20 protein-coding genes are annotated in these 21484 nt (G+C 42.0%); 3 read left to right on the forward strand and 17 right to left on the reverse strand.

Translation table 11 applies throughout. The features are described from left to right. Positions 1–16 precede the first annotated feature (16 nt). The 7 genes from ABTP35_RS09565 to rplM form a co-directional block, all read right to left on the reverse strand. A complete protein-coding gene (locus ABTP35_RS09565; RefSeq protein WP_293296754.1) occupies positions 17–2416 on the reverse strand; it encodes an MMPL family transporter in 2400 nt (799 codons plus the stop codon). Between the two features lie 75 nt (positions 2417–2491). Beyond that, positions 2492–3046 carry a ribosome recycling factor gene (gene frr, locus ABTP35_RS09570; protein WP_224835516.1) on the reverse strand — a complete coding sequence of 185 codons (555 nt, stop codon included), beginning with the start codon at positions 3044–3046 and terminating at the stop codon, positions 2492–2494. 42 nt (positions 3047–3088) lie between these two features. After that, positions 3089–3796 (reverse strand): UMP kinase, encoded by a 708-nt coding sequence (gene pyrH / locus ABTP35_RS09575; RefSeq protein ID WP_224835515.1) that lies wholly within the window; start codon positions 3794–3796, stop codon positions 3089–3091. Between the two features lie 132 nt (positions 3797–3928). Continuing rightward, positions 3929–4753 (reverse strand): translation elongation factor Ts, encoded by an 825-nt coding sequence (tsf, locus tag ABTP35_RS09580; protein WP_224835514.1) that lies wholly within the window; start codon positions 4751–4753, stop codon positions 3929–3931. A gap of 79 nt (positions 4754–4832) precedes the next feature. Beyond that, positions 4833–5885, reverse strand: coding sequence for a 30S ribosomal protein S2 (rpsB, locus tag ABTP35_RS09585; RefSeq protein ID WP_293299084.1), 1053 nt, complete (start codon positions 5883–5885; stop codon positions 4833–4835). A 217-nt stretch (positions 5886–6102) separates the two neighbouring features. Further along, complete coding sequence (gene rpsI / locus ABTP35_RS09590) at positions 6103–6489, reverse strand: 30S ribosomal protein S9 (protein WP_224835512.1); 387 nt, start codon at positions 6487–6489, stop codon at positions 6103–6105. Next, positions 6489–6944: a 50S ribosomal protein L13 gene (gene rplM / locus ABTP35_RS09595; protein WP_224835511.1), complete on the reverse strand. Its 456-nt coding sequence runs from the start codon at positions 6942–6944 to the stop codon at positions 6489–6491. Before rplM ends, rpsI begins: the two co-directional genes overlap by 1 nt. A 248-nt stretch (positions 6945–7192) precedes the next feature. On the opposite strand from rplM, the gene ABTP35_RS09600 reads away from it, so the two are divergent. Continuing rightward, positions 7193–9844 (forward strand): DUF5916 domain-containing protein, encoded by a 2652-nt coding sequence (locus ABTP35_RS09600; RefSeq protein WP_293296750.1) that lies wholly within the window; start codon positions 7193–7195, stop codon positions 9842–9844. On the opposite strand, the gene ABTP35_RS09605 is transcribed toward ABTP35_RS09600, so the two are convergent. The 6 genes from ABTP35_RS09605 to hppD all read right to left on the reverse strand — a co-directional run bounded on the left by ABTP35_RS09605 (position 9826) and on the right by hppD (position 16196). Beyond that, positions 9826–10941, reverse strand: coding sequence for a histidinol-phosphate transaminase (locus ABTP35_RS09605; RefSeq protein ID WP_338193202.1), 1116 nt, complete (start codon positions 10939–10941; stop codon positions 9826–9828). The genes ABTP35_RS09600 and ABTP35_RS09605 overlap by 19 nt on opposite strands. Positions 10942–10953: 12 nt before the next feature. Beyond that, complete coding sequence (locus ABTP35_RS09610; protein WP_252078925.1) at positions 10954–11823, reverse strand: flavin reductase family protein; 870 nt, start codon at positions 11821–11823, stop codon at positions 10954–10956. Between the two features lie 116 nt (positions 11824–11939). Further along, on the reverse strand, positions 11940–13160 hold the full coding sequence (fahA, locus tag ABTP35_RS09615; protein WP_375334184.1) for a fumarylacetoacetase: 1221 nt from the start codon (positions 13158–13160) through the stop codon (positions 11940–11942). A 157-nt stretch (positions 13161–13317) separates the two neighbouring features. Beyond that, positions 13318–13755 carry a hypothetical protein gene (locus ABTP35_RS09620; RefSeq protein ID WP_252078927.1) on the reverse strand — a complete coding sequence of 146 codons (438 nt, stop codon included), beginning with the start codon at positions 13753–13755 and terminating at the stop codon, positions 13318–13320. 66 nt (positions 13756–13821) lie between these two features. Next, positions 13822–14979 carry a homogentisate 1,2-dioxygenase gene (locus tag ABTP35_RS09625; protein WP_293296742.1) on the reverse strand — a complete coding sequence of 386 codons (1158 nt, stop codon included), beginning with the start codon at positions 14977–14979 and terminating at the stop codon, positions 13822–13824. A gap of 83 nt (positions 14980–15062) precedes the next feature. Next, entirely contained in the window at positions 15063–16196 is a 1134-nt protein-coding gene (hppD, locus tag ABTP35_RS09630) for a 4-hydroxyphenylpyruvate dioxygenase (RefSeq protein ID WP_224835505.1), read from the reverse strand. 175 nt (positions 16197–16371) lie between these two features. On the opposite strand from hppD, the gene ABTP35_RS09635 reads away from it, so the two are divergent. After that, on the forward strand, positions 16372–16827 hold the full coding sequence (locus ABTP35_RS09635) for a MarR family winged helix-turn-helix transcriptional regulator (protein ID WP_224835504.1): 456 nt from the start codon (positions 16372–16374) through the stop codon (positions 16825–16827). Here the strand turns inward: ABTP35_RS09635 and ABTP35_RS09640 are convergent. Beyond that, positions 16815–17552, reverse strand: a complete 738-nt coding sequence (locus tag ABTP35_RS09640; protein WP_293296740.1) for a sulfite exporter TauE/SafE family protein — start codon at positions 17550–17552, stop codon at positions 16815–16817. The two genes, ABTP35_RS09635 and ABTP35_RS09640, sit on opposite strands and share 13 nt — an antisense overlap. A 237-nt stretch (positions 17553–17789) precedes the next feature. Here ABTP35_RS09640 and ABTP35_RS09645 point away from each other — a divergent pair, with 237 nt between their 5' ends. Then, positions 17790–18293, forward strand: coding sequence for a hypothetical protein (locus ABTP35_RS09645; RefSeq protein WP_252078930.1), 504 nt, complete (start codon positions 17790–17792; stop codon positions 18291–18293). A 47-nt stretch (positions 18294–18340) separates the two neighbouring features. Here the strand turns inward: ABTP35_RS09645 and ABTP35_RS09650 are convergent, their stop codons facing one another. From ABTP35_RS09650 to ABTP35_RS09660, 3 genes are all read right to left on the reverse strand, one after another. Beyond that, entirely contained in the window at positions 18341–19840 is a 1500-nt protein-coding gene (locus ABTP35_RS09650; RefSeq protein ID WP_293296738.1) for a serine hydrolase, read from the reverse strand. A gap of 81 nt (positions 19841–19921) precedes the next feature. Next, complete coding sequence (locus ABTP35_RS09655) at positions 19922–20194, reverse strand: thioredoxin family protein (RefSeq protein WP_293296736.1); 273 nt, start codon at positions 20192–20194, stop codon at positions 19922–19924. 69 nt (positions 20195–20263) lie between these two features. Then, on the reverse strand, positions 20264–21442 hold the full coding sequence (locus tag ABTP35_RS09660) for an MFS transporter (protein WP_293296734.1): 1179 nt from the start codon (positions 21440–21442) through the stop codon (positions 20264–20266). Positions 21443–21484: the final 42 nt, after the last annotated feature.

Below are 21484 nucleotides of genomic sequence, written 5' to 3' on the forward strand. Positions count from 1 at the left end.
ATGGCCATTCCATCCACTATTTGTCCTTGAGGTTATCCTCTTCCTTTGGTAAAATGTCGATTTGAGGTTTTTTGAGCACTTGTTTATTGGCAATGCTCCTTTCTAAAGAAAGCAGAAGTGATGGCAATAAGATCAAATTGGAGAGCATAGCGAACAATAAAGTTGCCGAAACCAATCCGCCCAAGGCCTTGGTTCCCCCAAAACTCGAAATAATAAAGACCGAAAACCCGAAGAACAATACAATGGAAGTGTAGAACATACTAACACCGGTCTCTCGAAGAGCTGCATACACCGACTTTTTAATGTGCCAACGATTGGCAGTGAGTTCTTGGCGGTATTTAGCTAAAAAATGAATAGTATCGTCCACTGAAATACCAAAGGCGATACTAAAAACGAGAATAGTGGATGGTTTTATGGGGACACCCAAAAAGCCCATAACACCTGCGGTGATCACCAAAGGCAATAAGTTGGGGACCAAGGATATGATTACCATTTTATACGAGCGGAACAAATAGGCCATGAACAGGGAAATAAGTCCGATCGCCAAAGCCAGGGATAATAATAGGTTTTTCACCAAATACTTGGTTCCTTTTAGGAAAAGCAGCGCCTTGCCTGTCATAAAAACATTGTACCGTTCCGATGGGAACTGTTTGGTAATGGCTTCCTGTACATCCTTTTCTATTTCCTCCATGCGATCTATTTTAACATCGCGCATGTAGGTGGTCAAACGTGCAGTTTGCCCGGTACTGTCCACAAAACTCTGTAGGAGGTCGGTTTCTCCGGTTGACGATTTTTGAACAGTGCTCATTATAAATGTGTTCTCTTGACTGGTGGGCAGTTGATAGTATTTAGGGATGCCATTGTAAAATGCCTGTTTGGAATATTTTACCAGATCTACAATGGAAATGGGCCTAGAGAGTTCGGGAATTTCATCGATTACCGTTCCAAGTTGGTCCATACGCTTTAAAGTGGCTGGTTTTGTCACCCCATTTTTTCGTTTGGTATCCACTACAATTTCCATGGGCATTATACCATCAAACTCGGCCTCAAAAAATTGGATATCCTTATAAAAATGACTTTTCTTTGGCAGATCCTCGATCCTACTTCCTGTAATCCGCATCTGATAAATTCCGATAATGCTCAAAACCAGAACCGCTACGGTGGTAATGTACACGGCAATTCTGTGGTTTCTTACCATATTTTCCATCCAATTGACAAAAAAGTCCATCCATTTTTTGTTCAAGTGCTTTAAATGCTTGGTCTTGGGCAACGGCATAAAGCTATAAATGATAGGTATGATCAGTAGGGATAATATAAATATTCCGATAATATTGATAGAGGCTACAATGCCAAATTCCCGTAACAATTGGCTGTCTAAAATGATGAAGGTGGCAAAACCAGATGCGGTGGTAATGTTTGTCATTAATGTGGCATTGCCGATCTTAGAGATAACCCTTTGTAGGGAGAGGGCTTGGTTGCCATGCTTTTTTACTTCTTGCTGGTATTTGTTGATCAAGAAAATACAGTTGGGAATACCGATTACAATGATCAATGGAGGTATAAGGGCCGTAAGTATGGTGATCTCATACTGCAATAGGCCCAATAAGCCAAAAGCCCACATCACACCTATGATCACAACACACATAGAGATAAATGTGGCCCTAAAGCTTCTAAAGAAAAAGAAAAAGATAATGGAGGTGACCAGAAGGGCGCCTACAATAAAAAGACCAATTTCATCTACAATGGATTTAGTGTTCCAAGTTCTTATATAGGGCATTCCGGAAACATGGACATTCATTTGGGTCTCTTCCTCAAAATCGTTTACCAGTGCCCCAAGGTCGTTAAGGATAAATTCGTTCCGAACGGCAGTGTTCATGATGTCCTTGTCCAGGTACACTACGGTTTGAATAGTACCTGTTTCGGGATTGTACACCAAATTGTCGTAAAATGGCAGTTCTTTGAACAAGTGGTTTTTAAGGGACTCAATTTCCTGTGCGGTTTTTGGTGGGGCCGGAATAAGCGGCTGCATTACAAAAGCCTGGGTAATGCTGTCCTTGACAAGTTCTTTCAAGTTCTCGAGAGAGATCACATAATCCACTTCTGGAAATGCGTCGAGCTGTTTGCTCAAAGTATTCCAGCGGTTAAAATTTTTGGGGGTGAACAGGGCCGGATCCTTAACGGCCAGTACAATGGCATTCCCTTCTTCTCCAAAAATTTTGGTAAAGGAATTGTACTCAATGGTAGCCGGGTGGTCATCTGGAAGAATATTGGCCTCGGTGTTGGAAAAACGCATATTTTTCCACTGCATCGCCAAGAAAACAGTGAATCCGGCAACCCCCAAAAGAATGAGGATTCTATTTCGGAGAATAATTCTTGCGACCTTAGGCCAAAATCCTTTAGTGAGCTTTGCTACCATGTGGGTTTTGTTGGCCGCAAAGGTAGAAAATGATATGTTGTGTTCCTAGAAAAGACCGTAGTCAAAATAGAACTTTTACACCTTCATGATCTCGGCTTCTTTTGCCGTTAAAATGCTATCGACTTTTTCACTGTAGGAATTGGTAAGTTCCTGAACATCGACCTCGGCATTGCTCAAAAGATCCTCGGAAATATCCAGTGCTTTAAGCTCTTTGTTGGCGTCTTGCCTTACGCTTCGGATGCTCACTTTTGCATCTTCGGCTTCGGATTTTGCCTGTTTGGTCAGTTGAACCCTTCTTTCTTCGGTCAAAGGTGGAACGTTGATGATGATCATGTCGCCATTGTTCATTGGATTGAAGCCTAAATTGGCATTCATAATGGCAGTTTCTATTTCACCAAGAAGATTTTTTTCCCAAGGTTGAACGGACAAGGTTCGCGCATCGGGAGTATTGATGTTGGAAACTTGGGAGAGCGGAGTCTGTGATCCATAGTAATCTACCATTACCGTAGATAGCATCATTGGGCTGGCTTTGCCGGCCCTGATCTTTGTCAATGCTTTTTGTAAGTGTGCGATGCTGGCATCCATGCTTTCCTTTGCACTATCAAGAATAAATTTTACTTCTTCGTCCATAATTATAAATATATAAAAACTGAATCCATTATCTGCGTTCAACTACACGTTGACCACTGTTCCAATATTTTCTCCTGAAACTATTTTCATTAAGTTGCCACGTGTGTTCATGTCGAAAACAACGATGGGCAATTCGTTTTCCTGACTGAGGGTAAAGGCGGTTGTGTCCATTACTTTGAGCCCTTTGGAAAGCACCTCGTTAAAAGAGATGGAGTCGAATTTGGTAGCCGTTTTGTCCTTCTCTGGGTCAGATGTGTAAATTCCGTCCACTCGTGTACCTTTTAAGATAACATCCGCTTTGATCTCAATAGCTCTCAGTACGGCTGCGGAGTCGGTGGTAAAGTATGGATTTCCGGTTCCCCCACCAAAAATCACCACTCTGCCTTTTTCCAAATGGCGAATAGCTCTTCTTCTGATAAAAGGTTCTGCAACCTCATTGATTTTTATGGCCGATTGTAACCTGGTCTGCACCCCTCTTAGTTCAAGGGCACTTTGCAGTGCGAGGCCGTTGATCACTGTTGCCAACATGCCCATATGGTCTCCTTGGACCCTGTCCATACCTTGGCTAGCTCCGGCCAATCCCCGAAAAATGTTTCCCCCGCCAATTACGATGGCCACTTCTACACCTTTATCGATTACTGATTTTATTTCTTCGGCATATTCATCCAATCGCTTGGCATCTATACCATATTGTTTTTCGCCCATTAGGGCTTCGCCGCTTAGCTTTAATAAAATTCTTTTGTAATGCATTAAAAGTATATTGAAGTCCGGACAAAAATAATCAAAATATTTTACGGGAAATGAAGAATTCTAGGTTTGATACCATCACAAAAAAACCGCTTCTTTTGGGAAGCGGTTTAGTGAAATTATGTTGCAGGCAAATTAACCAAGTGCCACTCTTGCGAATCCTGTAACTTCCAAGCTGGAGTCTACAGACTTAACATATTGGGAAACACTTTGCTTGCTGTCTTTGATAAAATCTTGGTTTACCAAGGTGTTGTCCTTAAAGAAACGCTTCAATTTACCTTGGGCGATCTTGTCCAACATTTCTTCTGGTTTGCCTTCTTGGCGCAATTGATCTTTTGCGATTTCGATTTCTTTGTCAATGATCGATTGGTCAACACCATCCTCGTTCAATGCAACAGGGTTCATAGCAGCAGCTTGCATGGCTACATCTTTTGCGGCTTCGGCGGCACCGTCAACATTGGCGGACAAACCTACCAAAGTGGCGATTTTGTTGCCAGCGTGAATGTATGAACCTACGAAAGGGGCATTCAATTTTTCAAAGCTTCCGATTTCGATTTTTTCACCGATAACCCCGGTTTGCTCAGTCAATTTATCAGCTACGGTCATTCCATCGAAGGAAGCAGCTAAGAAATCGTCTTTGCTTTCGAAACCTAGTGCGATATCGGCCAAATCGTTGGCAAGCTTTACAAAACTATCGTTCTTGGCAACAAAGTCAGTTTCGCAGTTCAATGAAATTGCAACTCCTTGTGTATTGTCGCTGTTTACCTTTGCAATGGCAGCACCTTCTGAAGATTCTCTATCAGCTCTTTTTGCTGCTACTTTCTGACCCTTTTTTCTAAGGATCTCTATTGCCTTATCAAAATCACCTTCTGCTTCGACCAAAGCTTTTTTGCAATCCATCATTCCAGCTCCGGTGGTCTTTCTTAATTTATTTACCTCTGCGGCGGTAATCTTTGCCATTTTCTTTTCTTTTTAAATTTTATATAAAGTAAAACACTATTGCCGTGTTTTGGATTAGGACAGTGTTAAATAAGTGGGTTTATTCAACACCGCCTTTTACGCTGTCTTGCCATTCTTTAAGTTCGTCCCATTTTCCATCGGCGGCCATTTTAGCTTGTTTTGGCCAAGAAGTTGGGTCCAAGTGAGCTAAAGTTGAGCTAGCTTCGGTCAAGATTTCCTTGATTTTTTCAGCGTCTGCATCAGCTAGGTCTGCATAGGATTTTACGCCACTTGCTGCCAAAGCTTCGGCGGCTTTTGGTCCAACACCTTCAATTTTGGTGAGGTCGTCCGCTTTAGCTTCTGCTTTAGGAGCGGCTTCAGCTTTTTTTGCAGGTTTTTCTTCGGTGGCTTTATTTTCCTTGTTGGCGTCCTCTTCCTTGTCTTTACCGTTGTTTTTCTCGCTCTTGCGCTCTTCCAATCCTTCTGCTACGGCTTGTGTAACAGACTCTAGGATAGCTTCAATGGATTTACCGGCATCGTCGTTGGATGGGATGGCATAATCTACATCACGTGGGTCGGAGTTGGTATCTACCATTGCAAAAATTGGAATGTTCAATTTTTGGGCTTCTTTTACGGCGATGTGCTCACGCATGGTGTCCACGATAAAGAGGGCTCCTGGCAAACGTGTCATATCGGCAATGGAACCTAAGTTCTTTTCCAATTTTGCACGCAAACGATCTACCTGCAATCTTTCTTTTTTGGATAGGGTGTTGAATGTACCGTCTTTCTTCATTCGGTCGATAGCTGCCATCTTTTTAACAGCTTTACGAATGGTGACAAAGTTGGTCAACATACCACCTGGCCATCTCTCTGTGATGTACGGCATGTTTACCTTGGATACTTTGTCCGCTACAATGTCCTTTGCTTGTTTTTTTGTGGCTACAAAAAGGATTTTTCTTCCTGAGGCTGCAATTTTTTTAAGGGCCTCGTTGGCCTCCTCAAGTTTTGCAACTGTTTTGTAGAGGTTGATTACGTGAATCCCATTTCGCTCCATGTAGATGTACGGAGCCATGTTCGGATTCCACTTTCTTGTTAGGTGTCCAAAATGCACACCTGCTTCCAGTAAGTCTTTTACTTCAATTTTACTTGCCATTTTTGTACTTAGTTTACGTTCCGTTGTAAGTAGCAATGGGTTGGTGGTCACAAAAAATGTTCGCCCGGCCCATTTAGATGCTAAACTAGTTTCCAAAAGTCGATTTGTTTTTCCTTTTGGAACAACGACAACTTTGTTAAAAATTTAACCCTGAAATATGTATGCTTTCAGGGTTTTCAATGAACTTATATATAGATGGGCAAAGGCCCAAAGTATATTATCGTTTGGAGAATTGGAATTTCTTACGGGCTTTCTTCTGACCGAATTTCTTCCTTTCCACCATTCTCGGGTCTCTTGTTAATAACCCTTCTGGTTTAAGAACAGTTCTGTTCTCTGCATCAATTTCGCACATTGCTCTGGACAAAGCCAAACGAACGGCCTCTGCCTGACCTGTGATACCACCGCCGTAAACATTTACTTTTACGTCGTAGTTGCCTTCGGTTTCTGTTAAGGCAAAAGGTTGTTTTACTTTGTATTGCAATGTACCTGTGGTAAAGTAATCGTTAAGATCTCTTTTGTTGATGGTAATGTTTCCTGAACCTTCGGAAACATATACTCTGGCCACAGCTGTTTTTCTTCTACCTATCTTATGAACCACTTCCATTATTTGTAGTCGTTTAAGTTTATAGCTTTTGGTTTTTGCGCTTCTTGTCCGTGCTCTGCCCCTGCGTAAACCTTAAGGTTTCTGAACAGGTCGGCTCCTAATTTATTTTTAGGAAGCATTCCTTTTACGGAGTTTTCGATAATGCGCTCAGGATGTTTTTCCAATACTTCTAGTGCGGAAGCAGAACGTTGTCCACCTGGATACCCAGTGTATCTTTGGTATTCTTTATCGTTCCATTTGTTACCTGTCATGTCGATTTTCTCTGCATTGATGACAATAACATTGTCTCCACAATCAACATGGGGGGTAAAGTTGGTCTTATATTTCCCTCTAAGTATTTTGGCTACTTTAGACGCCAATCTTCCTAAGGTCTGTCCTTCAGCATCAACCAATAACCATTGCTTGTCAACAGTAGATTTATTGGCGGAAATAGTTTTATAACTTAATGTATCCACTTCTCGAATATTATTGATTTAAATAACCTATCCCGATTAACGGGCTGCAAATGTACAATTATTAGATTGAATTACAAACGGTTGATCGGGAATATTTTTCCACTTTTTTCAAATTCAATCTTTAGGGGTGGAAAACGGCTGTAAGATAATCTTGAAAGGTGTTAAAAAAAGATTAAAAAAATTGGTAACTGTAACGCATTCCGATTTATAGTGTCTTTACCATATCAATCTAACCAAAAAACGAACAAGTGAGATATGAAGTCCTAATATTCCTGGCCCTATTATTCCTCAATTCCTCTCTAGCACAAGACTCGACCCAAGTCGTTGCCAAAAAAAGATATGTTACCCAAAGTTTAGGCGAATATGCCGCACCCGACATTAATGGAATTTTAGAAGATGATGCTTGGGACTTGGTGGAATGGGGCGGTGATTATATAGAATTTCAGCCCGATGAAAACACCCCGCCTTCGCACCAGACCAAATTTAAAATTTTATATGATAGCAAGAACCTATATATAGGTGTTCGTTGTTATGATAGTGAACCGGACAAGATCGTAAAAAGGCTGTCCCGTAGGGATGGTTTTGATGGTGATTGGGTAGAATTCAATATTGACAGCTATTTTGATAAGCGTACTGCCTTTTCTTTTACCATAACCGCTGCAGGGGTAAAGGGTGATGAGTTTATATCAAATAACGGTAACAATTGGGACCCGAGCTGGAACCCTATTTGGTATGCCAAAGCCCATGTTGATGACGAAGGTTGGACGGCAGAATTGAGGATTCCTCTTAGCCAATTGAAATTTGGAAGAGCAGAAGAGCAGGTATGGGGCTTTCAGTCTACTCGACGCTTTTTTAGAGACGAGGAACGTTCCCTGTGGCAACGTAAGCCCATAGATCAACCCGGTTGGGTGAGCGAGTTTGGGGAACTACATGGGCTAAAGAATATACAGCCCCAAAAACAGTTGGAAATCCAGCCCTATACCGTGGCAAAAACGGAAACTTATGAAGCCGAGGAGGGGAATCCGTTTCGGGATGGTAGCGAAAGTGATATTACCGCAGGTCTGGATGCCAAAATTGGAATTACCAACGATCTTACTTTGGATTTAACGGTTAATCCCGATTTTGGGCAAGTAGATGCCGATCCGTCGGCAATCGCCTTGGATGGGTTTCAGATATTTTTCCAAGAGAGACGCCCATTTTTTGTCGAGAACAAAAACATCTTCGATTTTAGGGTGTCTCAGTCCCAAGCGGGAAACACATTCGGTTCCGATAATATTTTTTACTCCCGAAGAATTGGTAGAAGCCCACAAGGCTATCCCGATACCTCGGATGGAGAATTTGTAGATCAACCAGATAATACTCCAATGATCGGTGCCGCTAAATTTAGTGGAAAAACTAAAAATGGTTGGGCAATCGGGGTGTTGGAGAGTGTTACTTCGCGAAGAAACGCTACCATAATTAATGGCGAGGGAAATACCAGAAAAGAAATGGTGGAACCTTTGACTAATTATTTTGTAGGAAGACTTCAAAAGGATTTCAACCAAAGAAATTCTTATATCGGAGGAATCTTTACGGCCACTAACCGAGAAAACTTGCCCGAACAGCTCAATTTTCTGCACGATGCTGCCTACACAGGAGGCCTGGACTTTAAACATCAATGGGCAAACCGGGATTGGTATGTAGGCGGAAACCTTACCATGAGTCATGTTCAGGGAGGTAAAGAGGCCATCGCCAATACGCAACGATCCATAACGCACTTGTTCGACAGGGTGGGGGCAGACCATGTGCAAGTGGATACTGCAAGAACATCTTTGACAGGTACCGGAGGTAATGTACAAATAGGAAAGATCGGCAATGGACATTGGCGGTTCGAATCTGGTGCTACATGGAGGTCTCCTGAACTGGAGCTCAACGATATTGGCTTTCAGCGCCAGTCGGATGACATTCGCCATTATACATGGATCGGATACCAGACCTTAAAGCCCGATAGTACCTTTAGACGCGTAGGCATCAACTACAACCACTGGACCGCTTGGGATTTTGAGGGAAACCATAATTACTTGCAGTTCAATACCAATACATGGCAAAACTGGAAGGGTAACTGGAATACCAATATCGGATTCAATTTTGCTCCTATAGAATATTCCAACTTTGCACTAAGGGGCGGACCAAGGCTACGGCAGTCTCCCTGGGTAAATTTCTGGAACAGTATTAATACCGATTCCAGAAAAAAGATCAGGTTTTCTTTTTTCCATAATGGAAGAAAGGCCTTGGACAATTCCATAAAGACCTATTATATGGAAGGTGGTTTTGTGTATCAGCCCATTAATGCACTGCGCATTTCTGCATTCCCGTCTTTGAGGATAAATCGGGATAAATTGCAGTTTATTGACAATTTTGACGATGTGGGCGGTTCTCCGCGTTACCTGAACGGTGAGATCAGACAGCGAACTTTGAGTATGTCGGTACGTTTGAACTATACCATAAACCCCAATTTGACCATTCAATATTGGGGGCAACCTTTTATTTCCAGAGGCCGATATTCAAACTTTAAGCATATTACCGACCCTATTGCCAAAACTTTTGAAGATCGATTTATCCAGTACACGGCCCAACAAACCTCTTTGACCGATGGTGATTATGCCATAGATGAAGATTTGGATGGTGTTACCGATTTTAGTTTCAGCGACCCGGATTTTTCCTTTGTGCAATTCCGTTCCAATTTGGTGATCCGGTGGGAATATATTCCCGGATCGGAGATATTTTTGGTGTGGTCTCAAGATGTATCAAGGAGCGGAGACCCTACCGAAGGACTTTTATCGAGCTTGGGCGATAACATTTTTGGGCAAAAGCCACAGAATATCTTTTTGCTGAAGGCTACTTATCGGTTTGTACTATAAGTGTCCATCAACTTCGTTAAAGCTTTCACCAAAGCACCATTTGCTTCAGGATTACCTATGGTAATGCGCACTTTTCCTGGGGCGCCAAACTGCGATACCGGTCGTACCATAATACCCTCATTCATCATTTTATCGGTAAACTCCATCTCGGGCAGAGGTGGGTCTATGATAAAAAAGTTAGCTTGGCTTGGCCAGTATTTAATGCCTAATTCATCAAATGCTCTGGAAATAAAAGCTCTGCCATCCAAAACGGTTTCTACTGTTTTTTGTATGAATTCGGTATCGTTCAAAGCTCCAATGGCAGCTTCAATGGAAGTCAGGGGCAATAAAAAGGGTTTGTGTATCAATCGCACATAATTGGCAATGGTGGGTGTGGTGTATCCGTACCCGATGCGTTGTCCGGCCAAACCATAGGTTTTGGAAAAACTGTTGAGCCCGATCACATTGTGGCCTTCCAACACGTACGGCAAAGCGGTCACATAATCTTCCGCATCCGCAAAATGTCTATAGACCTCATCAAAAATGACGATAATATTCTTGGGAACACGGGAGATAAAATCGTCCATTACCGGTTTTGGAATATAAGTGCCCGTAGGATTGTTGGGACTCGTCAAAAATATCACCTTGGTCTTTTCGTTGATTGCATTCAAGATTCCCTCCACATCCAAATCGTAGTTGGGTGATAGCAAAGGAATATCTACTTGCTTAGCGCCGTACCATCTGGAAAAAACGGAGTAAGGCAGAAAGCAGGGGTTGGAAAAAATAACTTCGTCCCCTTCGTTGATAAATGCACGAAGCAGCAGATCTATAACCTCAGAGCCACTATTTCCGCACAAAAACTGGTCGGCGCTCAATTGGCCGTCAAAGTCTTTTGCCAGGGCTTCCCGTAAACGAATATCGGTCTGGTCCGGATATATATCGATAGTGTCGGCAGCAATTTTCATCGCGGCAACGGCTTTGGGTGATGCTCCCAATGGGTTTTCGTTAGAGGATAGTTTGTATATTTTTTTATCGGTCGGGGGAATGTTTTTTCCACCTTTATAAACCTCTTTCGGCACCAAATGGGCCTTGAAAATGGATGAAATATCTTTCAGCATATTTAGTAAACTTTATAGGCTTTCCGCAAACAATAAATAAGCTATTGCATTTTTTGTATTGCCCGCTTCCAATACTTTTTTTGCCAAGGTGTGCAGTTCAGTTTTGGAGGCATTTTGCACCCCTTCGTTGGCTATGATGGTTTTTATTTCATCCGAAGATGGAACGCTTTCCAAATTCCCCAAACGGCCTAAATTGTTCCCTGTTAGAACATCGCTCTCGCGAATCCCCTTGGGCAGCGCATCCACGCCAATACCTTGGGACCGGATAGGTTTAGGAACCTCGAACAGAGATTCTTTTATGGCTCGGATATACCAATTGCCACCCATACGACCCACTACATCGAGTTTTTCGGTATCCAACACGTTATTTGTTAAATATTCATCGTTAATGTGAATCATGTCCACTTGTGCAATCACCAAGTTTCCGGCTCCGGGAATCTGTCCTAATTCCACCACCTCCAATACCCTGCACTCAAAAGAAACGGGGGCTTCGGCTACTCTTGGAGGTTTAACTTTTACACTGGGGATTTCGGTAAATCCGGCCTTTCTAAATTCGTTCACCCCTTTGGCGTAGGCTGTGCTCGAAAGGGACATCTGCTCCACCATTTTATGGTTCACTACATTGATCACCACTTCTGGTACTTCCATTACATTTTGGTGGGTGTGTTTTAAAGAGTTGTCCCTGCCACTTCGCGTTGGCGAGAACACCATTACGGGAGGATTGGAACTAAAAACGTTGAAAAAACTATACGGACTAAGGTTCACATTGCCTTCGGCATCAACTGTGCTGGCAAAGCAAATGGGTCTTGGAGCCACAGCTGTCGATAGTATACTGTATAGTTCCGGTTGGGGTATGGTAGTTGGGTCTATGGTTTTGATCATATTTTGGTTTTCTGTAATTTCCGTGAAAACGGGAATCTCAATTCATTTTATATCAAGGTGACTGAGCGAGGTCGAAGTCACCGTTCAGTAGCTTCGACTCAGCTCAGCTACCAAAGTTATTTCGCAGGGAGCACTTTAGTGGTCACTTCACCAAACCCTACCCTTATATCGTCTTTTTTGGCGTAACCTTTCAATGTTACAGTGTCACCATCTTCGATAAACTTTCGTTCGCTTCCATCATTTAGTTTGATGGGTTTTGTACCTCCCCACGACAATTCCAGCATAGAACCAAAACTGTTTTCTTCCATACCGGAGATGGTACCCGAGGCCATTATATCCCCAATGTTGATGTTGCATCCATTTACCGTATGATGTGCGAGTTGTTGCAGCATATTCCAGTATATATGTTTAAAGTTACTAAAGCAAACGGTGGTTTTTTCACCTTGTTCCGGTGTGATGATAACCTCTAGATTGATATCATAATTCTTGTTGCCCTCAAATTGCAAATATGGCAATACTTCGGGTTCCTGTTTGGGCCCTGCCAGTTTGAAGGGTTCCAAAGCTTCCAAGGGAACTACCCAAGGCGATATGGATGAGGCAAAATTCTTGGCCAAAAAGGGCCCCAACGGTACATATTCCCACTTTTGAATATCGCGCGCCGACCAATCATTAAATAAGACAAGGCCAAAAATATAATCCTCGGCCTCTTTTGTGGAAATAGATTCGCCCATCGATGTTTCCTTACCACATATAAAGCCCATTTCCAGTTCAAAATCCAAGCGTTTTGTTGGGCCAAAAACGGGTGTCTCCGTGCCTTTGGGCATGGTTTGGCCTTTAGGTCTATGAATGGGTACCCCACTTACAACAATGGAGCTTGCCCTGCCATGGTAACCCACTGGAATATGTTTCCAATTGGGCAAAAGGGCATTTTCTGGGTCACGGAACATTTTGCCCACATTGGTGGCGTGCTCCATGCTTGAATAAAAGTCGGTATAATCGCCAATAGAAACCGGCATATGCATTTGGGCTTCGGATTGCTTTACAAAGAGTTCAGGTTTTCCGGCCAAAACGGATTCGTCATCTTTTAGCCAATATTGGATTTTTTTGCGCACACGGGTAGTGATTTCCTTTCCAAGGGAAATAAAATCATTCAAAGTGTCTTTTTCCAATAGGGCTGTATTAAAGTCGAACACATCCAGTTCGGCAACAGCGGCCAAGTCCAAGATATGCGCTCCAATGGCCACACCAATACGTGGACTTCGGTCTTGGGTGGAAAAAATCCCAAAAGGAATATTGTGAATCGAAAAATCTGAGTTTTCGGGTATATCTATGATCATATTTTTTAGATATGAGATGTGAGTAGTTAGAATTTAGATCCTTGGTTTAGATTGATTTTTATGTTTCTATTATCTAATAACGGTCTCGTATAACCGTCGGTTACGGGTTAATATGCGGTAATTGCGGTTATACATTGTTGCCAGTAGTACTTTATTCTTATTGCTGAAACTCTCCAAATTTGCTATTCTTTTCAGTCCATAAAAAGTATTCTCCAAACAAAGTTCCAGATAAAAATTCAGTCGTTATGTTCTCTACTTGGTGTCCGTTTATTGTTAATCCTAAACTTTTACTGTCATTTAAGTTTTCTTCAATTTCTCTCAAGAAATTAAACGCAGTCGAATCCAAAATATTCAGGACAAGTCGGTTTAGGATTTCTATTTGTCTTTCATTCAATCCGTTAAAAAATTCAAATCGTTCGTCTTCTAATTTTTGAAATTCAGGTGCTAAATTCGGATTTCTAGGTAGTTCAGAGTATTCTTTTTCAGACATAGATTTTCCAAAGTCTCTATTTTTTTCATAGTATTCAAAGTTTTCATCGCGTAATTTCTTTACGATTATTTCTCCGAGTTCTTTATAGTCTTTTGAAAAATCCATTCGTTAAAAATATTAGTTTTGATTTGTGTTCTGCGTATTACTGGCAACTAATGTCTAACTACTAAATTATTCCAACCAAGATTTATAATATTTGCCATCATCAATTTTGAGGGCGTTTTTGGTTACTTGCAAGGGTTTAAAGGTGTCTATCATCACTGCCAGTTCCTCGGTACCTTTTTTGCCGATACTGGCTTCGTAGGTTCCTGGGTGTGGGCCGTGGGGAATGCCTGCGGGATGCAGGGAAATATACCCTGGTCCGATGCCCGTTCTGCTCATAAAATCTCCGTCCACGTAATAGAGCACTTCGTCGGAATCTATATTGGAGTGGTTGTAAGGTGCCGGAATGGATTTTGGATGGTAATCGTACAACCTGGGACAGAACGAACAAACCACAAAAGCACTGGTCTCAAAAGTTTGGTGCACCGGTGGCGGTTGATGCACACGTCCCGTAATCGGCTCAAAATTATGGATCGAAAAGCCATAGGGGAAATTATATCCGTCCCAACCCACTACATCAAAAGGGTGTGTGGCGTACACTAGCTGGTGCAACATCCCCTGTTTTTTGATTTTCATCAAAAACTCTCCCTTTTCATCAAAAGTTTGAAGGTCTTGCGGCAATTTGTAATCGCGTTCGCAAAAGGGTGAATGCTCCAATAATTGCCCGAACCAATTGCGATATCGTTTTGGGGTGTATATGGGATGGAAGGATTCTGCATATAAAATACGGTTATCTTCTGTGTCAAACTCGATTTGATAGATCATTCCTCGTGGGATGATCAGGTAGTCCCCATATTCAAAGGGAATATTTCCTAAAAAAGTCTTTAATATTCCCGACCCTTTGTGGATAAAGAGCATTTCGTCGGCGTCGGCATTTTTATAGAAGTAGTCCGTTAGCGATTTTCGCGGAGCGGCCAAACCTACATGTACGTCATTGTTTACCAAAAGTGGTTCCCGTGCCTCAAGAAAATCATCTTTAGGAGCAACATCAAAACCGATGAACTTTCTACTGGTGATGTTCTTTTCAACCGCAATTTTTGGGTTTATGTCCAGTGCTTTACCAATTTCTTTTACTTGGGTGGGACGATGAACATGATAGGATAGCGAAGACATGCCATCAAAACCAATAGTGCCAAAAAGCTGCTCGTAATACAGGCTGCCATCCGGTTTTTCGAATTGGGTATGCCGCTTTTGGGGAACTTTCCCGAGTTTGTGATAAATAGGCATTTTAAAACAGTTATTTTATTTTAAAGTTATGGGGTTATAGGCCTGAAAAACAATAGCCCATAACCCATATCTCTTAAATTTGATTAATGCAATGTACCTCTAAGCTCTTGCTCGCGTTCAATAGCTTCGAACAATGCTTTAAAGTTACCTTTTCCGAACGATTGAGCACCTTTTCTTTGGATAATTTCGAAGAACATGGTCGGTCTGGGTTCCACAGGTTTTGTAAAGATCTGCAATAAATATCCTTCATCATCACGGTCTACCAAAATACCTAATTCCTTTAATGGGGCGATATCCTCATCGATCTCACCGACCCGATCGGTAACCGCATCGTAGTAGGTGGCGGGTACCCTTAAAAATTCTACGCCTCGGCTTTTTAGGTCGCGAACGGTGTTAATAATATCGTCCGTGGCCACAGCAATGTGCTGAACACCTTCGTCTTCATAAAAATCCAAGTATTCCTCGACCTGCGATTTTTTCTGACCCTCGGCGGGCTCGTTGATCGGGAATTTAATTCTTCCATTTCCATTGCTCATCACCTTGCTCATCAAAGCGGTATATTCCGTGGATATGTCCTTGTCATCGAAGGATAGGATGTTTTTAAAGCCCAGTACATCCTCATAAAATTTAACCCAGTGGTTCATTTTGTTCCATCCAACGTTGCCTACCATGTGGTCCACAAATTTTAACCCTGTAGGTTTTGGGTTATAGTCTGGAGTTTCCCATTTTTTGAAACCAGGAAGGAATGTTCCATTGTAATCTTTGCGTTCCACAAAAATGTGAACGGTTTCACCGTAGGTGTAGATTCCGGAGCGAACCACTTTTCCGTCTTTGTCCTCTTCGGTTCGTGGTTCCATGTAGGAAGTGGCACCTCTTTCCATGGCATTGTTGTAAGCTATGGTCGCATCTTCTACCCAAAGGGCAACCACTTTTACCCCATCGCCGTGCTTGTCAATATGTTTACCGATCTCCGTGCCACTTTTTAGGGGCGAAGTAAGTACCAGTCGGATCTTATCTTGTACCACTACATAACTTTCACGGTCCTTCAAACCGGTTTCCAAACCTGCTTGGGCATAGGATTGAAATCCGAATGCTGTTTTATAGTAATGGGCGGCTTGCTTGGAATTCCCTACATATAGTTCAATATAATCTGTGCCGTTAATGGGCATAAAATCTTCGGAAGTGTTGTTTTCTAGTGGAAGTGTGGATGTTTCCATGTTCGATATGTTTTTTATTGTTCAGTTTTATTTTGTTGCATTAACAACAAAAATAATCATTTTGACATACGAAAACGATTTTGTAGACCGAAATTTGAGTTAAAATTATAGCTGTTGTTATCGATTTCAGGTAAAGAAATTTCGAATCCTTATTTTTACGATCATTCTTGGAATTTTGCTGAACCGTATAGACGAAATACATGGAATGGGGTTCCATTTGGATTTGGTGCTCCGAAAAATTCAAAAGGCCTATCTGCGTACTTTTGATGCGCTTGGTGTGGATATAACCATTGAGCAGTGGGTAATTTTGTATCAAATCCATGAATTGGGCGAAGAGGCAAGTCAACGCGATATTGTCAACGAAAATTTCCGAAACCGTGCTACTACATCACGGGTGATCGGAGGATTGGAGAAAAAAGGTTGGATTTCCAAGGCCCGCTTTGAAGGTGATCAAAAACGTTTTAAGTTGGAACTGACCGAAAATGGACAAAAAATATTGGACCTGACCCTGCCGAGTGCAATTCAATTGCGAAAATTGGCACTTAAGGACTTAGACCCTGCCGAGTTTGAGATCTTTTTAAAAGTTTTGGACAGTATTGGGGAGAATTATGAGGAACATCAGAACCAATGATCAATGGCTAAGGTGCTTATGGTGGCCAAACCGATGATCAGAATAAAAATCAAACTAAGTTTACGGAATTTATCTTGTGGAATGTACTTCAGAACTTTTTTTCCCAAATAGGTGCCCACCAACCCAATGGCGAACAAAAAAGGTAAATAGGTCAATTCCAATTTTCCAATATACCCGTTGCTGTAGTATACAAAGGTCCGAGAGAAATCAATCAATAAATCGATGAACGCAGAGGTGGCGATAAAGGCACTTTTTTCCAAATTGAAGGCCGCCATGGTCAACCCGCGGATGGCCCCTCCTGTACCCAAAAGCCCTGCAGAAAATCCTGAAAGCGCTCCTCCAATAAGGGAGTTCTTTTTGTTGGGCAGGATAATGATTTCACTTTTGATAAGGAAAAGAAGGCTAAAGACGACCAAAAATATGCCCAGAACTATTTCTAGGGCATCGCTATTCACAACTTTTGATAAAAACCCACCGATAATAACAAAAACAACGGATGGAGCGCCAATATAGAGCAATAGTTTTTTGTCCAACCCTTTTTTGAACAAGAAAATTTTACTGATGTTGCTCGATAAATGGAAAATGGCAGTCATGCCCAGGACCGAATAAAAATCAAAATAAAAATTGCCCAACGGAACAAAAAACACCGAGGAGCCAAAACCGCCAATGGTACCTATAATTTCGGCAACGAGTGCGAGCAGAAGAAAAATATAGTTGACCTTCATTTGTCCGAAAGATAGTATTGAATCGATTGATAATCATTTTGTTGTTCCATATTAACAAAAATTTTCATAAAATACAGAATTAGGGGTAACACAGCATATAAAGAGGATAATTTATTGGACGTAGGATCAATTAAACCATCGCAACTTTGTATCTGTATAATTGTATGTACAACAGCTATGAAAACACAGAATTTTTACCCTACTATATGGTCGATACCACTCTATACTTCCGGGTCAATGGAGGCTAATTTTGGTGTTAATGGGCAGATTGCCGATTTAATTTTAAGCAATGAGGCCGCCACAGCACTCAAGGTGTCGGAGATAACCTTGAATATTACCAGGTTCTCGGCAATCGATGAACAGGGAAACGAACATTTTATAATGGATTTTCCCGGACAAAACCCCGTGGACCTAAAAGGTATGGCTTCCGGGAATTTTATACGGTCCAAAAGTGTAGTTTCCTTGCCCGAGGGCAAGTACATTGCCCTACGTTTTTATATGGCAGGGTGGGGCAACCGGTTTGTATACGAGGATGGTATGGCCGAATCGGCCAATACGTTCGAACGTTTGGATTTTGAGATCGAGAATGGATTGACCATTGAAAAAAACAAAGCGCCAGAAGTTAAACTGTGGTTCAACTTTGCTCCCTACCAGTGGAAGCGACACTTTAAACCGCTATCGGATTTGTTTATGGGGAGTAAAAGCCAAAAGCCACGGTTGGCCAATGGTGTTTGTAATTGATGAATTGCTATGTTAATGATTGTAAAAGGCACCATATGGTGCCTTTTTTAATTTTGTTTTTTAAAAGTTTCTCCAAAAGCATCAAATGATTTTACGGTGGCATCCGTTCCAATATGGAAATTAAAATCTATCGCTGCTCGATATGGATTTTCTTTGTTGGACATAAAGGTATCGTAGTGCCAATGCTCGGTGGATAGTAGTAAAAAATCGTTGAAATTTATGGTTAATCCCGCATCGGTGTTTTTTACGGTGGCCTTCCCTAGCATCGGGTGGCTATATTCACCTTCGTACTGCTCCAAAGGCAATGTTGTTTTGGTATCAGCCAGTTTTTCATGCTGTAGTTTCCGATAATATGCTTTTTCCTGTTCCTTGAATTTGGAATACAGTTGAAACACTTCTTCGTGCCAATTCCTACTGTCGTCATCAAAAGCAAACAGGTCCATGGATTTATAAAGTATGGCATGGCGCAATTCTGCATGGTCCATATTGGCAAACACATAGACAGCTATATCTTTGTCCCGCATTATGCCGCAAATGGCAATCAATCCTCCAATACTGCCCGTATGAAAGTCCAGCTTTTCACCGCGATAATCATGTTGAAACCAACCCAAACCATAAGTTTTCCAGTGGGGCATGGTCAATTGCTGGGTGGGGTAAAAGCTGTCATCGGTAACAAAAGCATGGGGTTTAAAAAGATAATCGAAGGTGTTTTTGGATAAAATTGTGTCATTTCCCACTACACCATCGTTCACCAAATATTTGAGGTAATTGGTAACATCCGACATACTCGACCAAATCATTCCTGCGGCACCGATTTGGTCTGCAAGATTGTAATCCACTTGGACAATCCCATCATCCAAATCGTTGAGGTATGGAGTTGTATAGTTTCCTTTCTTAAAAATATCGACGGATTTTGCCACAGCATCGTTCATTCCGACTGGCTCAAATATGTTTTCGGAGACAAATGTTGTCCAATGTTGTCCGCTAACCGATTTAATCACCTCACCGGCAACAGCATACATGATATTGTTGTATTCAAACCCTCCACGAACCGAAAAGGTCTTTTCTGCAAGCGCAAATCGCTGTAGTGTTTCTTTGGTTGAAACACTATCCACGGCCCAGAGCAAGTCGGCTTGTTGAATTCCTAGATTGTGCGTGAGTAAATCCTGTACACGAGCCTCTTCGGTGAGATAAGTATCGGAGAGTTTAAAATATGGCAAGTGTTCACGGACTTTGTCCGTCCAACTTAGTTTGCCTTGATCGACCAGAATGCCCAGTGCTTGGCAAATAATCGCTTTGGTGGTGCTGGCCATGGTAAATAGCGTATGCTCGTCCACACGGGCTTTGCTTTCCAAATTTTTGACCCCGTAGGCTTTTTGGAACACCGTTTCACCATCTTTTACCACTACGGCCACCAATCCAGGGATTTTCCAATCGACCATGCCTTTTTTTATCATGGCATCCAATTGCTTGCTTTTTCCTTTTTGTGCTAATACAATTGTTGATGTACATAGTGCAATGGCCAAGAAGAGTATTGTTTTTTTCATGGTTTAGGTGGTTGGTGGTTAGATTGCTAATATACAATGATTAACAAAGTTAACTTTGCCGTATATCAAAAAAACCGTGCTTTACAGTGCCCCATAAAGTCGCCTTAATTTTGCCAATACCTCGTAAACTGCAAAACTTCGGGCAAAGCGGGCCATTTCCCTGCCGTCTACTTTGATGATAACAACGGGCAGGGTAAATACCATGGACTGTCCTGTAAACTCAACTTCTTCCTCCACATCAATTACACGAATATTCACTTTTGGAAAGTTTCCCTGTACAGCTTCCAACAGTTTTGGTTTTAGCGCCTTGCAGACACCGCAGGTTTTTCCGGTAAAAAATAGAAGTTCTATCATTGCACATTACATTGGTCGGGAATGAAAATCCAAATAATTGGAATGGAAATTACTTAATTTAAAATATAGTTAGAGTATCGCTTTGTTTTTTGATGACAAGGCAATCAATCCCAAAATTGGACCTACGGCCAACATCATATAAACCATATTGGAACTTGTCCAGATTCGCATTTCATTGAGTAGCAGAATGCTGGCGATGGTAATGGCAAAACCGATGCTGTTTACTATAGTCAATGCCGTTCCCTTTATTTCTGGTAATGCACTTTGTGCCACCAAGGTGGAAAATAGGGGGGAGTCTGCAATCACCATCATGCCCCAAAAAAGAAGAAAAGCAACAAAAACCACTTCGGAACCCTGTACAAAAAGCAAGGGAGAGATCAAGCAACAAATACAGGAAAGCAGCAGGGCCATAAATGCCACCTTTTTAGTTCCGAATACTTGTGCTAAATAACCGCCCAAAACACATGCCAAACCACCGACAGCAATGATCAAGAAGGACAATAAGGGAATGTTGAATGTTGTTGCTGGGTGGATTGCCCCATAGGTTTGTAGCATGATCGGGACGAAGGCCCAAAAGGTATAAAGTTCCCAACAGTGGCCAAAATATCCGAAGGCTGCCGAGCGGAAGCTTCGGTTTTGAAACACTTTTAGAAATGCGGACAGGTAGATTTTTTGACCTGGTTTTCGGAATGGGCCATTGGGAACTAAAATTACCATTAAAGTGCCCCCAAAAGCGGCCAGGATTGAGGTGGCCACCAACACCGCTTTCCACGACAATGTATGGGTCATCTCTTTTAATAAATGGGGAAATGCAGTGCCAACCACCAAGGCCCCCACCAAATAGCCAAGTGATTTGCCAAGACCTTTCTCGTAATAGTCTGCGGCTATTTTCATGCCTACGGGATAAATGCCAGCCAAGAAAAACCCCGTAAAAAACCGAAAACTCAGGAGGCTAGCCAACCCATTATCTTCCCAAACCACTCCTAAATTGAACAATGCTCCCAAAACGGCACAGGAAAAAAATACTTTGGAAGGAGAAAAACGGTCAGCAATGGATAAAATGGCAAAAACCAAAGTGCCGACGATAAACCCAAACTGTACTGCCGAGGTCAAATGCCCTATTGCACTTTCATTTAATCCAAAAGTGGACACCAAGTCGGGCATTACCCCATTGCCCGCAAACCAAAGCGAAGTGCAGCAAAACTGCGACAATACGATGACGGGGAGAATGCGTTTGGAGGGGTTCATTTGGTGTTTTCAACTATATATGCTGATCAGAGTAATAAAAGG

Origin of the sequence: Flagellimonas alginilytica (assembly GCF_042134605.1) — a bacterium.
In the GTDB taxonomy this organism is placed as follows: Bacteria; Bacteroidota; Bacteroidia; order Flavobacteriales; family Flavobacteriaceae; genus Flagellimonas; species Flagellimonas alginolytica.

Coding starts and splice junctions, on each gene's coding strand:
- pyrH (WP_224835515.1), bottom strand. CDS start 3,796: ATGCATTACAAAAGAATTTTATTAAAGCTAAGCGGCGAAGCCCTAATG.
- ABTP35_RS09660 (WP_293296734.1), bottom strand. CDS start 21,442: ATGAACCCCTCCAAACGCATTCTCCCCGTCATCGTATTGTCGCAGTTT.
- ABTP35_RS09625 (WP_293296742.1), bottom strand. CDS start 14,979: ATGCCTATTTATCACAAACTCGGGAAAGTTCCCCAAAAGCGGCATACC.
- rpsB (WP_293299084.1), bottom strand. CDS start 5,885: ATGGCAAGTAAAATTGAAGTAAAAGACTTACTGGAAGCAGGTGTGCAT.
- ABTP35_RS09655 (WP_293296736.1), bottom strand. CDS start 20,194: ATGATAGAACTTCTATTTTTTACCGGAAAAACCTGCGGTGTCTGCAAG.
- ABTP35_RS09650 (WP_293296738.1), bottom strand. CDS start 19,840: ATGAAAAAAACAATACTCTTCTTGGCCATTGCACTATGTACATCAACA.
- ABTP35_RS09605 (WP_338193202.1), bottom strand. CDS start 10,941: ATGCTGAAAGATATTTCATCCATTTTCAAGGCCCATTTGGTGCCGAAA.
- tsf (WP_224835514.1), bottom strand. CDS start 4,753: ATGGCAAAGATTACCGCCGCAGAGGTAAATAAATTAAGAAAGACCACC.
- hppD (WP_224835505.1), bottom strand. CDS start 16,196: ATGGAAACATCCACACTTCCACTAGAAAACAACACTTCCGAAGATTTT.
- ABTP35_RS09610 (WP_252078925.1), bottom strand. CDS start 11,823: ATGATCAAAACCATAGACCCAACTACCATACCCCAACCGGAACTATAC.
- ABTP35_RS09565 (WP_293296754.1), bottom strand. CDS start 2,416: ATGGTAGCAAAGCTCACTAAAGGATTTTGGCCTAAGGTCGCAAGAATT.
- ABTP35_RS09620 (WP_252078927.1), bottom strand. CDS start 13,755: ATGGATTTTTCAAAAGACTATAAAGAACTCGGAGAAATAATCGTAAAG.
- rpsI (WP_224835512.1), bottom strand. CDS start 6,489: ATGGAAGTGGTTCATAAGATAGGTAGAAGAAAAACAGCTGTGGCCAGA.
- ABTP35_RS09645 (WP_252078930.1), top strand. CDS start 17,790: ATGGAGGCTAATTTTGGTGTTAATGGGCAGATTGCCGATTTAATTTTA.
- ABTP35_RS09640 (WP_293296740.1), bottom strand. CDS start 17,552: ATGAAGGTCAACTATATTTTTCTTCTGCTCGCACTCGTTGCCGAAATT.
- fahA (WP_375334184.1), bottom strand. CDS start 13,160: ATGATCATAGATATACCCGAAAACTCAGATTTTTCGATTCACAATATT.
- frr (WP_224835516.1), bottom strand. CDS start 3,046: ATGGACGAAGAAGTAAAATTTATTCTTGATAGTGCAAAGGAAAGCATG.